Origin of the sequence: Aquabacterium sp. (genome assembly GCF_036279655.1) — a bacterium.
GTDB lineage: Bacteria > Pseudomonadota > Gammaproteobacteria > Burkholderiales > Burkholderiaceae_C > Aquabacterium.
This window is the reverse complement of sequence record NZ_DASUIT010000003.1, coordinates 34,451-48,471: the sequence shown is the minus strand read 5'-3', so window position 1 is coordinate 48,471 and position 14,021 is coordinate 34,451. Positions and strand designations below refer to the sequence as shown.

The 14,021-nt window shown below is 64.9% G+C and carries 13 protein-coding genes and 1 pseudogene; 5 read left to right on the top strand and 9 right to left on the bottom strand.

Annotated features, from left to right (window positions below; all coding sequences use genetic code 11):
* The first annotated feature begins 94 nt into the window (after positions 1–94).
* The gene (locus VFW84_RS00370; protein WP_329678435.1) at positions 95–910 is read left to right on the top strand and encodes a DUF4399 domain-containing protein; all 816 of its coding nucleotides are present in this window, start codon (positions 95–97) and stop codon (positions 908–910) included.
* A 13-nt stretch (positions 911–923) separates the two neighbouring features.
* Here the strand turns inward: VFW84_RS00370 and VFW84_RS00365 are convergent.
* From VFW84_RS00365 to VFW84_RS00340, 6 genes and pseudogenes are all read right to left on the bottom strand, one after another.
* Positions 924–1,217 (bottom strand): annotated as a pseudogene (locus tag VFW84_RS00365) (transposase); the annotation flags it as partial.
* Between the two features lie 605 nt (positions 1,218–1,822).
* Positions 1,823–3,493: an NAD(P)/FAD-dependent oxidoreductase gene (locus VFW84_RS00360; RefSeq protein ID WP_329678434.1), complete on the bottom strand. Its 1,671-nt coding sequence runs from the start codon at positions 3,491–3,493 to the stop codon at positions 1,823–1,825.
* A 46-nt stretch (positions 3,494–3,539) separates the two neighbouring features.
* Positions 3,540–3,707, bottom strand: coding sequence for a hypothetical protein (locus VFW84_RS00355; protein WP_329678433.1), 168 nt, complete (start codon positions 3,705–3,707; stop codon positions 3,540–3,542).
* Between the two features lie 66 nt (positions 3,708–3,773).
* Positions 3,774–6,467: a bifunctional acetate--CoA ligase family protein/GNAT family N-acetyltransferase gene (locus VFW84_RS00350; protein WP_329678432.1), complete on the bottom strand. Its 2,694-nt coding sequence runs from the start codon at positions 6,465–6,467 to the stop codon at positions 3,774–3,776.
* 5 nt (positions 6,468–6,472) lie between these two features.
* A complete protein-coding gene (locus VFW84_RS00345; protein ID WP_329678431.1) occupies positions 6,473–7,399 on the bottom strand; it encodes a histone deacetylase family protein in 927 nt (308 codons plus the stop codon).
* 50 nt (positions 7,400–7,449) lie between these two features.
* Positions 7,450–8,355, bottom strand: a complete 906-nt coding sequence (locus tag VFW84_RS00340; RefSeq protein WP_329678430.1) for a LysR family transcriptional regulator — start codon at positions 8,353–8,355, stop codon at positions 7,450–7,452.
* 100 nt (positions 8,356–8,455) lie between these two features.
* Between VFW84_RS00340 and VFW84_RS00335 the strand changes: the two genes are divergently transcribed.
* Complete coding sequence (locus VFW84_RS00335) at positions 8,456–9,154, top strand: Bax inhibitor-1/YccA family protein (protein ID WP_329678429.1); 699 nt, start codon at positions 8,456–8,458, stop codon at positions 9,152–9,154.
* Positions 9,155–9,175: 21 nt separating this feature from the next.
* On the opposite strand, the gene VFW84_RS00330 is transcribed toward VFW84_RS00335, so the two are convergent.
* Positions 9,176–9,544 (bottom strand): hypothetical protein, encoded by a 369-nt coding sequence (locus tag VFW84_RS00330; protein WP_329678428.1) that lies wholly within the window; start codon positions 9,542–9,544, stop codon positions 9,176–9,178.
* A 70-nt stretch (positions 9,545–9,614) separates the two neighbouring features.
* Between VFW84_RS00330 and serB the strand changes: the two genes are divergently transcribed.
* Positions 9,615–10,313, top strand: coding sequence for a phosphoserine phosphatase SerB (gene serB / locus VFW84_RS00325; protein ID WP_329678427.1), 699 nt, complete (start codon positions 9,615–9,617; stop codon positions 10,311–10,313).
* A gap of 14 nt (positions 10,314–10,327) precedes the next feature.
* Here serB and VFW84_RS00320 read toward each other — a convergent pair whose 3' ends face one another.
* Positions 10,328–11,194, bottom strand: a complete 867-nt coding sequence (locus tag VFW84_RS00320; protein ID WP_329678426.1) for an HDOD domain-containing protein — start codon at positions 11,192–11,194, stop codon at positions 10,328–10,330.
* A gap of 111 nt (positions 11,195–11,305) precedes the next feature.
* Positions 11,306–11,800: a ribonuclease E activity regulator RraA gene (rraA, locus tag VFW84_RS00315; RefSeq protein ID WP_329678425.1), complete on the bottom strand. Its 495-nt coding sequence runs from the start codon at positions 11,798–11,800 to the stop codon at positions 11,306–11,308.
* Between the two features lie 147 nt (positions 11,801–11,947).
* On the opposite strand from rraA, the gene VFW84_RS00310 reads away from it, so the two are divergent.
* Together VFW84_RS00310 and VFW84_RS00305 are read left to right on the top strand one after the other, a co-directional pair.
* Positions 11,948–12,949, top strand: a complete 1,002-nt coding sequence (locus tag VFW84_RS00310; protein WP_329678424.1) for a lysylphosphatidylglycerol synthase domain-containing protein — start codon at positions 11,948–11,950, stop codon at positions 12,947–12,949.
* Between the two features lie 50 nt (positions 12,950–12,999).
* A complete protein-coding gene (locus tag VFW84_RS00305; protein ID WP_329678423.1) occupies positions 13,000–14,016 on the top strand; it encodes a glycosyltransferase family 2 protein in 1,017 nt (338 codons plus the stop codon).
* Positions 14,017–14,021 lie beyond the last annotated feature (5 nt).

Genomic DNA, 14,021 nt, shown 5'->3' with positions numbered 1-14,021 from the left:
GAAAAAGCTCTGACAGATCCCAAGGACCGGGCGCAATACGTGCGGGATCTGCTCAGGGCATTAGGGCAGCCCATTTCATCCTGAACTCATTTTCATGAACACGCATTTCCGATCCTTGCTGACACGAAGCTTGCTGACGCTGGCCACCGCCTCCCTGCCCTGGGGGATGGCCAGCGCCGCGACTGCCAATGAGCCCCCCAGCCACCCCTGGGTCACTGCCCCGCCACGCGGGCTGGAGCCCGAGAACTACATCACCAACCTCAAGGATGGTGACAAGATCGAGACGCCCTATGTGCTGCGCTTCGGTCTGAGCCAGTACGGCCTGTCGGGCATTTCGGCGGCGGTACCGCGCACGGGTCACCACCACCTGCTGATCAACCGCGATCTGCCGCTGGACTTCACCAAGCCCCTGCCCTTCACCACGGACTACGTCCACTTTGGCAAGGGCCAGATGGAGACGGTGCTGTCGCTCAAGCCCGGCACCTACACCCTGCGCATGCTGCTGGCCGACCACAAGCACATCCCGCTGTTCATCTACAGCCCCAAGCTCACGATCACGGTCACCGCCCAGCGCAGCGACATCAAGCCTGAATCGCTGCTCAAGCCCGGGGTCAGCATCCTGGCCCCCCGCGATGGCGAGACGGTCAAGGCCCCGGTGCTGATGCGGCTGCACGCCTCGCAGCTGAACATCAGCCACGACAAGATCACCGCCAACGATGCCGGCCACTTCCGTCTGGTGTTCCGCCGGACCTCGGACGGCGCCACCGAGTCGGTGGACTTCCGGCGCGGTCAGACAGAGCTGTGGCTGCGCCCCCCCGCAGGCACCTACCGGGTGCAGACGCAGTTTGTCCACAATGGCACCAGCCAGGTCAGGCAGCGCAGTGCGGAGCAGACGCTGATCGTGCGCTGAGAATCGTGCTCTAGTCGGGCAGGCGATCGAGTACGCCATCGAGCTTGGCAAACTCGCGGTAAACCGGCATGTCATGCAAGGCCTCTTCCATCGCTGGATCGCTCAGACCGAACCATTGCTGCAGGTAGTGGATCCGCAGCATGGTCTCGATGGCAAAGGGTGGGCGCCCCGTCTTGGACTTGGGCCAATGCGGCTCGACCACGCCGACCAACACGTCCCACGGCACCACTTTGTTCATCTGCTCCAAGAACTCACGCTTGCGCGTCTTCTTGGTCGACAGATTCAATCCCAGGCTGACTTGCTTCATGTCCTTGAGCAACACATCAACTTGACGACATCATCATGCAAGACTCGCGCCCTGCGACTGGGTTTTGCAGACCTTCCCTAGTGCGGAGACACGTGACGGAAAGTAGAGGGATTAATGATCTTTGAACGTCTTAAGAAGCTTCTTCGATATGCGGAAAAGTTGTTGATGGTAGTTCCGTTCTTGCTCTTATATGTGTACTTCATGAATGAAGTCCGCAATAGAAGATGCGCGACCCAAGCGTTATGTGACTATTATTTTCAGGTTCAACTGCTTGACGATGTCTTGAAGTTTGGTATTTGGTTGGTTTGCTTTTTTCTTTGTAGGCGCTTCTTCTCAAGCGAGAACGTGCTTATGAGTTTTTTGGTGACTGTGGTCGAGGTCACTTTGTTCTCTTTCTTGTTTATTTTGATAGTTTTTATTTAAGGGGTGGATATGACGTTTCCGTTTCCTGAGCTTAACAGGCTGCGGAAATACCCAACGGGCGTCACTCCAGCAGATCATGAGTCAGCTTGACTTCAACGATACGCACGCCTTGTCAAAGCTCATCTTCAAGCGGGTCGATAACGAGTGGGTTGTGGCCGCCCCTCTGAATTCCGGCCATTGATTCACACCCCCAGCAGGGCAGCTCCCACCGCCTCGGCCACCTCGATGCCATCGACCCCGGCGGACATGATGCCGCCCGCATAGCCCGCGCCCTCACCGGCCGGGTACAGGCCCCGCACATTCAGGCTCTGGTAGTCCTTGCCGCGCGTGATGCGCAGGGGTGAGGAGGTGCGCGTTTCCACGCCCGTCAGCATGGCATCGCGCATCGAGAAGCCCTTGATCTGTTTTTCAAAGGCAGGCAAGGCCTCGCGGATGGCCTCCAGAGCGTAGTCCGGCAGGCTGCCACGACCGGGCTCGGCCAGGTCCGTCAGGGTCACGCCCGGCTTGTAGGAGGGCTCGACGCTGCCCAGCACCCGGCTGCGCTGGCCTTTGATGAAATCACCCACCAACTGGCCCGGGGCCATGTAGCCACCACCGCCCAGCTCGTAGGCGCGGGACTCCCAGAAACGCTGGAAGGCCATGCCATCGAGCGGGCTGACCGGCCCCTCGGTGCGGCCATCCTGTCGGTAATCCTGCGGCGAGATGCCCACCACGATGCCTGCATTGGCGTTGCGCTCGTTGCGCGAGTACTGGCTCATGCCATTGGTGACCACGCGATCCGGCTCGGAGGTGGCGGCCACCACCGTGCCCCCCGGGCACATGCAGAAGCTGTAGACGGCACGGCCATTGCGGGCATGGTGCACCAGCTTGTAGTCGGCGGCGCCCAGGATGGGGTGGCCCGCGTTGGGGCCAAAGCGCGCCTTGTCGATGACGCTCTGCGGGTGTTCGATGCGGTAGCCGATCGAGAACGGCTTGGCCTCCATGTAAACACCGCGTTCGTGCAGCATCTTGAAGGTGTCGCGGGCACTGTGCCCCAGCGCGATCACCACATGGTCGGCGCGCAGTTGTTCGCCGCTGGACAAGGTCACGCCCCGGATGTGGCGATCCCCCTCGGGGCCCTCGATCAGCACATCGGTGACGTGGTGCTGGAAACGGATCTCGCCACCCAGCGCCTCAATGTCGGCCCGCATCTTCTCGATCATGCTGACCAGACGGAAGGTGCCGATGTGCGGCTTGCTCACATACAGGATCTCTTCCGGCGCACCGGCCTTGACGAACTCGGTCAGCACCTTGCGCGTGAGGTGGCGCGGATCACTGATCTGACTCCAGAGCTTGCCGTCCGAGAAGGTGCCCGCCCCGCCCTCGCCAAACTGCACGTTCGACTCGGGATTGAGCACGCCCTGGCGCCACAGGCCCCAGGTGTCCTTGGTGCGCTGACGCACCTCCTTGCCACGCTCCAGCACGATGGGGCGCAGGCCCATCTGGGCCAGGATCAGGGCGGCAAACAGGCCACAGGGGCCAAAACCCACCACCAGAGGACGCAGGCGCTCATCGGCCCGGACATCGGCAGGTGCATGCCCCACGAAGTGATAGCTCGTGTCAGGTGTGACGCGGATGTGGGGGTCGGACGCGAAGCGCTGCAGCAGCGATGCCTCCAGGGCATCGGTCGCGAGTGCGCAATCCAGGGTGTAGATCAGGACAATCGCCGTCTTCTTGCGCGCATCGTAGCTGCGCTTGAACACGGTGAATCGGATCAGATCGGCATCGGAGATGCCCAGCCGGGCCACGATGGCCGGGCGCAGAGCGCCTTCGTCGTGGTCCAGCGGAAGACGGAGTTCAGTGATTCGGAGCATGGGCGCGATTTTCAACCAGAACCCGCGCCCTCCGCTCCGATCAGGCTCAACCGCCCTTGTGGCAGCGCTTGCCGCAGTTCTTCTTGCTGCGGGTGTGCGAACCACGCTCCAGGCTGCGCTTCTGGCCGCCAGCGCGGGGGAAGGTCACGCCCTTGGGGGCGGCAGGACGGGGGGTGGCGAGGCGGTCGGCTTCGGTAACGATTTTGTTGCCCATGGATGGCTCCTGTGAATAAGCCGCCTATTAGGCCACAAAGCGTGCCGCCGGCGACCGGAAGGCCACTCACAGCCGGTGAGTGACCAGCCGGAAATCAGGATCCTCCGGGAAGGCCTTGACCGAGAAGCCCAGGCTGCGCATCAGCTTGAGCATGCCGCCATTGCTGGTCAGAACCAGCCCCTCCATCTCGGCCAGGCCCTTCTCGCGGGCCACATCCATGATGCTCTCCATCAGGCGTGAGCCGATCCCCTTGCCAGCGAAGTCATCGGCCACCACCAGCGAGAACTCGCAACTGGACTGGTCCGGATTGGTGATGTAGCGCGACACACCGATGATGCGTGCGGTCTCCACCATCTCGCCGTCCTCGCCGGCGCTGCGCTCCTTGTGCACGGCCACCAGGGCCATCTCGCGGTCGTAGTCGATCAGGGTGAAGCGCGCCAGCATGGAAGGCGGCAGCTCCGTCATGGCGGACACGAAGCGGAAGTAGCGGCTCTCGGACGACAGGCCCTGCACCAAGTCCTGCAGCATCTGCGCATCGTCCGGGTGGATCGGCCGCACGGTGTACTCGCCCCCGCCACGCAAGGGCCAGACCTGCTCGTAGCGCGCCGGGTAAGGCAGGATGGCCAGGTGGTTGTAGTGGCTGCCACGGCCACTGACCGCCTGCGGCGCGTTGTCGATGACGATGCGCGCATCCACCGCCACGGCACCCGACTCGTCGATGATGATGGGGTTGATGTCCATCTCGCGCAACTGGGGCAACTCGCAGACCATCTCGGACACCCGCAGCAACACCTGCTCCAGGGCTTCCATGTCGACGGCCGGGGCGCCACGCCACTCCCCCAGGGTCTCGGCCACGCGAGAGCGGTCGATCAGGCGACGCGCCAGAAACTGGTTGAGCGGGGGCAGCTCCATGGCACGGTCATTGATCAGCTCGATCATGGTGCCACCCGCCCCGAAGACCACCACCGGCCCGAAGGGCTCATCGGTGACCAGACCGATGTAGATCTCGCGTCCCCGGCGCGTGCGGGCCATCTTCTGCACCGTCACGCCGTTGACACGGGCATCGGGGCGCAGGCGTGCCACCCGCTCGATCATGTCGTTGTAGGCATCGCGCACGCCGGTGCCGCTCATGATGTTGAGGGCCACGCCCAGCACGTCCGACTTGTGGCTGATGTCGGGCGAATCGATCTTGAGCGCCACCGGAAAGCCCATCTGCAGGGCGATCATCATGGCCTCGCTGGCATGGCGTGCCAGCATGGTCTCGGTCACCGGGATGTGGAAGGACGACAGCAGCGTCTTGGACTCCATCTCGGTGAGCACCTTGCGGCGCTCGGTCAGCACGCTCTCGATGACCAGTCGGGCGCCCTCGATGTCGGGCTTGGCCAGGGTGGACAGAGGCGGTGGCGTCTGCTGCAGCAACAACTGGTTCTGCGAGAAGGTCGCGATGTTGCCAAAGGCCCCCACGGCCGCCTCGGGCGTGCGAAAGCTGGGAATGCCCGCCTCCTTGAGCACGCTGCGCGCCGCCAGCACCGAGGCGTCGCCCATCCAGCAGGTCAACAAGGGTTTCCCGATGGCCGGGTTGAGCTCGGCCAGCACCCGTGCCACCTCGGTGGCATCCAAGCCGGCTTTGGGTGAGAAAATCACCAGCACACCATCGATGTCACGGTCGCGCTTGGCCGCCTCGATGGCGGCGCGGAAGTGCTCGGGCCCGGCCTCTTCCGACAGGTCCATCAGATCGGACAGGGACGCCAGCGGTGGCAGCAAGGGCTTGAGCGCCCGAGCCGACTCGGGCGAGAGCTTGCCCAACTGCAACAAGATCTCGTTGACCCAGTCGGCGGCCAGCACGCCCGGCCCGCCCCCATTGGTGATGATGGCCAGGCGCTTGCCCACCGGTCGATAACGCGAGGCCAGGCACTTGGCCGCAGAGAACAACTGCACGAAGGAGCGCACCCGCACGGCCCCGGCGCGGCGCAGGGCCGCATCGAACACATCATCGCTGCCGACGATGGCCCCGCTGTGCGTTTGCGCAGCCTCGTTGCCCGCAGGCTTGCGACCGGCCTTGAGCACCACCACGGGTTTGGCATTGGCCGCCGAGCGCAGGGCACTCATGAAGCGGCGGGCATGGGAGATGCCCTCCACATAGACAATGATGCTGTGGGTCTGGGCATCGTTGGCCAGGAAGTCCAGCACATCGGCGATGTCCACCGCGGTCTGCGGCCCCACCGACACCACCGACGAAAAGCCCACCCCATTGTTGCTGGCCCAGTCCAGCATGGACGAGGTCAGCGCGCCCGACTGGGACACCAGCGCCAGCGACCCGGTCTTGGCCAGGGGCCCCGCCACGCTGGCATTGAGCTGCAGCTGGGGCCGCTGAAAGCCCATGCTGTTGGGCCCCAGCAGATGCACCCCGGCCTGACGTGCCACCTGCTTGAGCTGTTCAGCCTGCTCGGCGCTGATGCCGCTGGAGATCACCAGCACGGAATGACAGGCCATGCGCCCGGCCAGCTCGATGGCCGGCGCCATGTCCTCGAAGGGCAAGGCGATGATGGCCAGATCGGCCCGCGCCTGCGCCAGATCAGCCAGGGTGCCCCCCGTGGTGTGGATGTCCATGAATTGGAGCGTGCCGCTGAAGCGCTGTGCACGCAGGGCCGCATGCAGGGCTTGCGCATGCGGCGCCAGCGTGTCGGGCTCATCCGAGGGGCCGGCAAAGACCACCACCGAGCGAGGCGCGAACAAGGAGGTCAGGTAATGTTTGTCCATGATGTTCAGTCCGCCCCGATGAGAACCTTGATGTGCGCCCCGGCGCTGCGCGCCAGGGGGCTCAGGACATAGCCACCTTCCAGGCAGGAGATGATGCGGCCCTGCCCGTGGCGCCGGGCCACCGCCATGAGCTGCTGGGTGACCCACTCGTAGTCGGCTTCGACCAGGCCCAGATTGCCCATGTCGTCTTCCCGGTGGGCATCGAAGCCGGCCGAGATGTAGATGAGCTGAGGCGCAAACGCTTCCAGGGCCGGCAACCAGTGCGTGCTCACGGCCTCACGGAAGGCCTCGCTGCCCGAGCGTGTGGGCAGGCCCACATTGACCATGTTGGGGCCCGTGGCGTCGTCGCCCGAGAAGGGATAGAGGCCTTTTTCAAAGATCGAGCACATGAGCACGCGCTCATCACCGCGCAGGATGTCCTCGCTGCCATTGCCATGGTGCACGTCGAAGTCGATCAGGGCCACGCGCTGCAGGCCATGCACGTCCAGCGCATGGCGAATGCCCACCACGACGTTGTTGAAGAAGCAAAAGCCCATCGCGGCAGACCGCTCGGCATGGTGCCCGGGGGGACGCACGCCACAGAAGGCTGCGGGCACCTCACCCGACAGCACCAGGTCCGTGGCCAGCACAGCCGCACCCGCTGAGCGCAAGGCCGCGCGGACCGTGTAGGGGTTCATGCTGGTGTCCGGATCCACCGCGTGGTAGCCCTCGGTGGGCGAGGCGTCGATGATCTCGCGCACATACAAGGCCGAGTGCGCCCGTGCCAGTTGTTCTTCGGTGGCCAGCGGTGCCTCATAGGCCACCATGTAGTCCAGATAGCCCTTGATCAGCAGGTGATCGGCGATCGCCGCCAGGCGCTCCGGGCACTCCGGGTGATGAGGGCCCATCTCATGGCGGGCGCAATCGGGATGGGTGATGTAAGCAGCGAGCAAATCCTGATCCTCGGGTGATCCAGCGGTGTCGTTCAGTTGCTCGCTGCAGTCTACGCCGGAGCGCTGGCGGGGGGAATGACACCAGGCAAGAGACGCTGCACCAGTGGGTGCATGACCTTCTTTTCCGTGCCAATCGCGTAAAAATGCTGCTCTACGCCCGTGCAAGGCCCCAGGCATCTGACGTCATGGCGCAACGCCAGCTCTTCATTGACCCACTCGGCCGCTGGGAATACGCCCATGCCCGCCGATCCAAAGGTGGCCAGCAAGGCACTGTCCTGGAACTCGCCCACCACCTGGGGGCGGATGCCCTCGCGCTCGAACCACTGGTCCAGCCGCGCCCGCACCGAGGCATGTGTGGTGGGCAGCAGCACGGGCACCCGGGCCAGCGAGCGCGGAAAGTCCTGCCGTGCCTGATCGTAGAGCGATGCCGGCGCATACCAGGCCAGGGCCGAGGAACCCAGGGCGTGGCTGTAGAGCTTGAGGTTGGCGTGCGACGGCGCCTGGCGGTCGGCCAGGACCACGTCCAGACGGTGCAGGGCCAGATCGGCCAGCAGGTCGTCGAACTTGTCCTCATGACACAGCAGGTGCAGCACCGTCTCGTGGATGACCGGCTGAAGCAGATGGCGCACCACCAGCTTGGGCAGGCTGTCGGAGATGCCCACGGCCAGACGCACGCCTCGACCGCTGGCCGACTCGCGCACCAGGTCGGGCAACTGCTCGCCCAACTGGAAGATCTGGTCGGCCTGCCGCAGTGCCGTCTCACCGGCCTCGGTGAGCACCAGACCCCGACCTGCAGGCTTGAGCAAGACACAGCCCAGGGCGCGCTCCAGCTCCCGCACCTGCGTGCTGACGGTCTGCACCGCCATGCCCAGGCGATCGGCGGCGCGCGCCATGCCGCCCTCCTTGGCCACCACCCAGAAGTAGTAGAGGTGCCGGTAACTGTATGTGAGGCTCATGATCAGTTTTTTCCGAAGTGATCCTCATGCATTCTCTTCTTTTTCGGAATCGCGTGTGCGCGTAAGGTCAGCGCATCGTCCACCACCATCGGATCACACCATGGAACACCTCAATCGCCATCATTCGGCCGTGGCCTCCACGGCCACGCCCTTCGGCACCACCGACACGCGGTCCGTCTCGGTCAACCGCGTGCTGCGCAACACCTACGCCCTGCTGTCGATGACGCTGATCTTCAGCGCGCTGGTCGCCGCTGCCAGCGTGGCCTGGTCGCTGCCCGCGCCCGGCCTGATCATCACGCTGGTGGGCTACTTCGGCCTGCTGTTTGCCGTCCACAAGCTGCAAAACAGCGCCTGGTCGCTGCCCGCCGTGTTTGCGCTGACGGGCTTCATGGGCTACACCCTGGGCCCGGTGCTCACACGCGTGCTGTCCCTGCCCGGCGGCGCGGACACCATCACCCTGGCCCTGGGCGCCACGGGCGTGACCTTCCTGGCCATGTCGGCCTGGGCATTGACCACACGCCGTGACCTGAGCTTCCTGGGCGGCTTCCTGTTCGCCGGCATGGTCATCGCTCTGGTCGCGGGTCTGGCCGGCGCCCTGCTGTCCATCCCGGCCCTGTCCCTGGCCGTCTCGGCCATGGTGGCCCTGTTGTCGGCCGGTCTGATCCTGTTCGAAACCCAGCAGATCGTGCGTGGTGGCCAGACCAACTATGTGCTGGCCACCGTGGGCCTGTATGTGTCGCTCTTCAATCTGTTCACCAGCCTGATGAGCCTGCTGGGCCTGGGCGGCTCGGACGAGTGAGCGCCTTGAGCCATGCTTCCTTCAGTCCAGAAGGAAGCGCGTTCGAAAGGCCTCGGCAAAGGCGTCACTGCCCGTGAGGGCCAGGGTCACCGTGTGCCGAGGCACACCGGGCGCCCCCAGGCTGACTGCCAGGGCCCCGCTGGCCGGGTCGTAGTCCAGGGACTCGACCCGCGCCACCTCCTGCAGCCCCTGCAGGTCGACATCCCAGTCAAAGCCCTCGTCCAGCGGACCGCGGCCCTCGGGAAACTGGGCATGGGCCCAAGCCAGCACCGCCACCACCTCTGCACGCACGGCATCCACCTGCGCGGGCCCGGTCGAGGCCATGGCCTCGAAGGTGTGGCACCCATCGGTGTCTTCGCTGTGATCGAAATCCAGATATTTCAAGCTCATGGGGCGCCAGCATAGCGAAGGGGATAATGGCGATCTGGCTTTTTTCAACCGTTTGCCCGCCATTGTTGCCATGTCCGCCACTGAATTTGCCCCCGGCCTGACCATCCAGCGCTTCACGCCGCCCCTGAAGCTGGCAGACTTCAAGGCCATCGCCTTCGACATGGACTCCACGCTGATCAGCATCGAGTGCATCGACGAGATCGCCGATGCCGTGGGCAAGAAGGCCGAGGTGGCCGCCATCACCGAAGCCGCCATGCGCGGCGAGATCACCGATTTCAAGGACAGCCTGCGCCGCCGTGTGGCCCTGCTCAAAGGCGTGCCCGCCGAGGCCCTGCAAGAGGTCTACGAGCAACGCCTCAAGATCAACCCCGGCGCGCACGAACTGATCGACGCTGCCAAGGCCGCCGGCCTGCAGACGCTGCTGGTGTCAGGCGGCTTCACCTTCTTTGCCGACCGAGTGCGCGAGCGCCTGGGCATGCACGAAGCCCATTCCAACACCCTGGAAATCGTGGGCGGCCTGCTGACCGGCCAGGTGCTGGGCGACATCGTCGATGGTGAGGCAAAGAAGCAGCACCTGCTGGCCCTGTGCGCCCGCATCGGCTGTGATCCGCGGCAGTCCATCGCCGTGGGCGACGGCGCCAATGACCTCCTGATGATGGGCGTGTCGGGCCTGAGCGTGGCCTACCATGCCAAGCCCAAGGTGCGCGAGCAGGCCATGATCGCCATCCATGAGGGCGGTCTCGATCGCGTGCTTGAACTGGTGCGCTGAGCGCGGCGGGGGCCTCAGTGCTCCTGACCGAAGCGCTCGTGCAACTCGTCGCACCAGTCATCGTAGTCATCGCAGGTCAGCCCCAGGGTGCGCATGGCCTCTTCACCGCCCTTGGTCCATTCGACATGGGCATTGAGCCCTTGGTAGCGCTGGATCACACGCTCGATCACCAGGCACAAGGCAATGAGGATCTGCACATCGTCCGGCATGCGCGCCTCGAACACCGAGTAGTCGTGATGGAACCTCACGGCCAGGGTCACGGTCTGAGACACGCCCCAGGATCGCGCCAGGACCGCACCGACCATGGCGTGATCGGTCGGATGGCGTGAGCGCTCGACATCGGTGAACAGGGACTCTTCATCTGCATTGGCGGTGGCCAGTGTGTCGATGTAGGACGGTGCGCTGAAGCGATGCGCCAGCAGCGGGATCCCGACATCGGCAAACAGACCGAAGGTCTGCGCCTGAGACGATGAGACCCCGACGCGAGCCGCCATCACCGCCATGGCATGGCTGCGCTTGGACGAGACATCCCAGAATCGGTAGAGGGCCGGCCCATCCGTGGGAAGGACCTGCCGCAAGGCGATCTCCGTGAGGATGTGCTCGCAGCGGGCCAGGCCCAGCAGCATGAAGGCCTGCTGCACGGTCTCGGCCTGCCGTGACAAACCCGCCCAGGGCGAGTTGGCCACTTTCAGCAAGGTGGCCGACATGGCCACATCCGAAGCGACGATCTGAGCCAGCACGTGCATGCGTGGGTCTTCTCGTCGGATTTCTGCCTGCATGTCCACCAGGGCCGTGGGCCGTGGTGGGATGCGCAAGTCCTTGATGAGCGCCCGGAGTCCTGGCGCATCAAAGTCCCTGTCAACCGCGTCGATGTCGAACATGGTCGTGACTCCCTGGTGATATGCCCTGCTTAACGACAAGGCACACCGGGAACCTGAGAGTCTCGGCCCAAGGTTTCAGATCAGTTCAGCTTCGTTCAGCTTTAGCCCTGCTCAGGCAGCGGGCTTGTCCATCACGACGATGCCGTCTTCATCCGCGTAGAGCCAGTCGCCCGGCCGCACCCAGACGCCCTGGATCTGCACCGCCACATCACTTTGGCCTTCATTGCGTTTTTCGGTCGGCAGGGGCATGGAGGCCAGCGCGCGGATGCCCACATCACATTCGGCCAGCTCGGCCACATCGCGCACGCAGCCGTCCACGATCACGCCAGCCCAGCCATTTTTGGCTGCGGCCTTGCCCAGGTTGCCACCCACCAGGGCACGGCGCAAGGAGGCACCACCATCGACCACCAGCACCCGGCCGTGGCCCGGAGAGTCCACCGCAGCCTTGACCAGGGAGTTGTCCTCGAAGCACTTGACCGTGCTCACCGGGCCTGCAAACTTCAATCGTTTGCCGAAATCCCTGAACACAGGGGGCAGCACGCGGAAGGCGCCGTCGGTGTCGTTCTTGTGGGCATCACACAGGTCGCAGGTGACAAAGTCGGTCATGGGAGTCCTTTCCATCCGGTTGTGGGGCGGCCGCTGGAGCACGCATCAGGCGCTATTTTGGCCCGAGCCCGCCTGCGCGCCGAGAACCCCCGCGAATCGGGGACAATGCCGGGTTTGCCCTTGCGTCATTTCCCGCCCCCTGCCCCCATGAGCGATTCACCCGTCGAGACCGTCACCAGCCGTGCACGCTGGAAGCATGCGCTCGTCTGGATGGTCGGGATGGGCTTGCTGGCCTGGCTGCTGTGGCATGTACCCATGGCCACCCTGCGTGGCGCGCTGGCCACCCCCAGCGCAGGCATCTGGGCCCTGACCTTGCTGGGTCTGATCGTCAGTTACCTGATGCGCGCAGCGCGGCTGCAGGTGGTGATGGGGCTGAATGCAACCCACGGCGGGCCGCGTCTGGCCGGGCTGCGGCTGGATGCCCTGCGGGTGATCCTGATGCACAACGCGGCCGTGAACCTGCTGCCCATGCGCGCGGGTGAGCTGAGTTTCCCCTGGCTGGCCTCGCGTCAGTTGGGCATGCCGCTGGACCGCTCGGTGGCCAGCCTGCTGTGGATGCGGCTGCAGGACCTGGCCGTCCTGCTGGCCCTGGGCCTGATGTTCTGGCCAGGTCTGACGCCCATCGTGCGCATGGCCTCCCTGAGTCTGCTGGTCGGTCTGTGGATGGGCGGTGTGTGGACGCTCAAGCGACTGCATGGTGTCGTGCAGGCGCAAGGGACCACTCGACGCCATCCTGTCGCGAACAAACTGGCGTCGCTGATGGGCAAACTGCACACGGCGCTGATCGAGCCACATCACCATCGCCCGGCGGCCTGGGCCTTCACCTGGGCCAACTGGACCATCAAGCTGGCCGCGGGCGCCTTGCTGATGTCCACCATCACCCACACCGATGGGCTGGTGGCCTGGTCCGGGGCCCTCGGGGGTGAGCTGGCGGCCGTGGTCCCCTTGCAAGGGCCGGCCGGTTTCGGCACCTACGAGGCCGGCGTCTGGGCCGGCTTTGCCGTGAACCTGCCTGCTCAGGCCCCTGCATTGTTGCGCGCCGTGCCTGCGGCGCTGGCCCTGCATCTGTGTTTTCTGGTCTGCGCCGTGCTCGCAGGCGCGCTGGCATGGGCCACCCCCGGCTGGTCGACCCCTCGTCTTCCCGACTGACGAAAAAGCGCCGAATCGGTTAAAACCCCTCCTCAATGACTGTTGTGCCCATGGTTGCCACTGCTGCCTCCCCCCAAGCCAAACTTCAACGCCTCTCGATCGTGGTGCCGATGTACAACGAGGTCGACAATGTCGAGCCCTTCGTCACGGCCGTCCATGAGGCGCTTGCGGACTACGACCGTCCCTGGGAGCTGATCATCGTCAACGATGGCAGCCGCGATGGCACGCAACAGGCGCTGGATGAACAGGCCCGCCTGCGGGGCCCCCATGTGCGCCCCATCCACCTGTGGCGCAACTTCCGCCAGACGGCGGCCATGCAGGCCGGCATCGACGCCTCGCGCGGCGAGGTCATCGTCACCCTGGATGGCGACCTGCAGAACGACCCCAAGGACATCCCGGCCCTGGTGGACAAGCTCATCAACGAAGATCTGGACCTCGTCGCAGGCTGGCGGCAGAACCGTCAGGACGGCATGCTGCTGCGCAAGATTCCCTCGCGCATCGCCAACCGCCTGATCCGCCGCATCACCACCCTGGAGTTCCAGGATCTGGGCTGCAGCCTCAAGGCCTACCGCGCCAGCGTGCTCAAGCGCATCAAGCTCTACGGCGAGATGCATCGCTTCATCCCGGCCTGGATGGCCACGGTCACCTCGCCCGCGCGCATGGCCGAAGTGGCCGTGAGCCACCATGCCCGCACGCGCGGTGAATCCAAGTACGGCATCTCCCGCACGCTGCGGGTGGTGCTGGACCTGCTGGCCGTCAACTTCTTCCTGAAGTTCGCCGGTCGCCCTGGCCACTTCTTTGGCGGCCTGGGCCTGGGCGTGAGCATGCTGGGTGGCGCCATCCTGAGCTACCTGGCCGTGCTCAAGCTGCTGGGTGAATCCATCGGCGGGCGCCCACTGCTATGGCTGGGCTTCTTCTGTGTGCTGGGGGGCTTGCAGTTCCTCACCACCGGCGTGCTGGCTGAGCTGCTCATCCGCATCTACTACGAGCGTGGCGAAGCCGCGCCTTATCACACCTCCGCCACCGCGCCCTCGGACGACGCGCAAGGTTGGCATCGCCCCGTCTGAGGGCT

Coding starts and splice junctions, on each gene's coding strand:
- VFW84_RS00360 (WP_329678434.1), bottom strand. CDS start 3,493: ATGCTCCGAATCACTGAACTCCGTCTTCCGCTGGACCACGACGAAGGC.
- VFW84_RS00370 (WP_329678435.1), top strand. CDS start 95: ATGAACACGCATTTCCGATCCTTGCTGACACGAAGCTTGCTGACGCTG.
- VFW84_RS00355 (WP_329678433.1), bottom strand. CDS start 3,707: ATGGGCAACAAAATCGTTACCGAAGCCGACCGCCTCGCCACCCCCCGT.
- VFW84_RS00335 (WP_329678429.1), top strand. CDS start 8,456: ATGGAACACCTCAATCGCCATCATTCGGCCGTGGCCTCCACGGCCACG.
- serB (WP_329678427.1), top strand. CDS start 9,615: ATGTCCGCCACTGAATTTGCCCCCGGCCTGACCATCCAGCGCTTCACG.
- VFW84_RS00320 (WP_329678426.1), bottom strand. CDS start 11,194: ATGTTCGACATCGACGCGGTTGACAGGGACTTTGATGCGCCAGGACTC.
- rraA (WP_329678425.1), bottom strand. CDS start 11,800: ATGACCGACTTTGTCACCTGCGACCTGTGTGATGCCCACAAGAACGAC.
- VFW84_RS00340 (WP_329678430.1), bottom strand. CDS start 8,355: ATGAGCCTCACATACAGTTACCGGCACCTCTACTACTTCTGGGTGGTG.
- VFW84_RS00305 (WP_329678423.1), top strand. CDS start 13,000: ATGGTTGCCACTGCTGCCTCCCCCCAAGCCAAACTTCAACGCCTCTCG.
- VFW84_RS00330 (WP_329678428.1), bottom strand. CDS start 9,544: ATGAGCTTGAAATATCTGGATTTCGATCACAGCGAAGACACCGATGGG.
- VFW84_RS00350 (WP_329678432.1), bottom strand. CDS start 6,467: ATGGACAAACATTACCTGACCTCCTTGTTCGCGCCTCGCTCGGTGGTG.
- VFW84_RS00310 (WP_329678424.1), top strand. CDS start 11,948: ATGAGCGATTCACCCGTCGAGACCGTCACCAGCCGTGCACGCTGGAAG.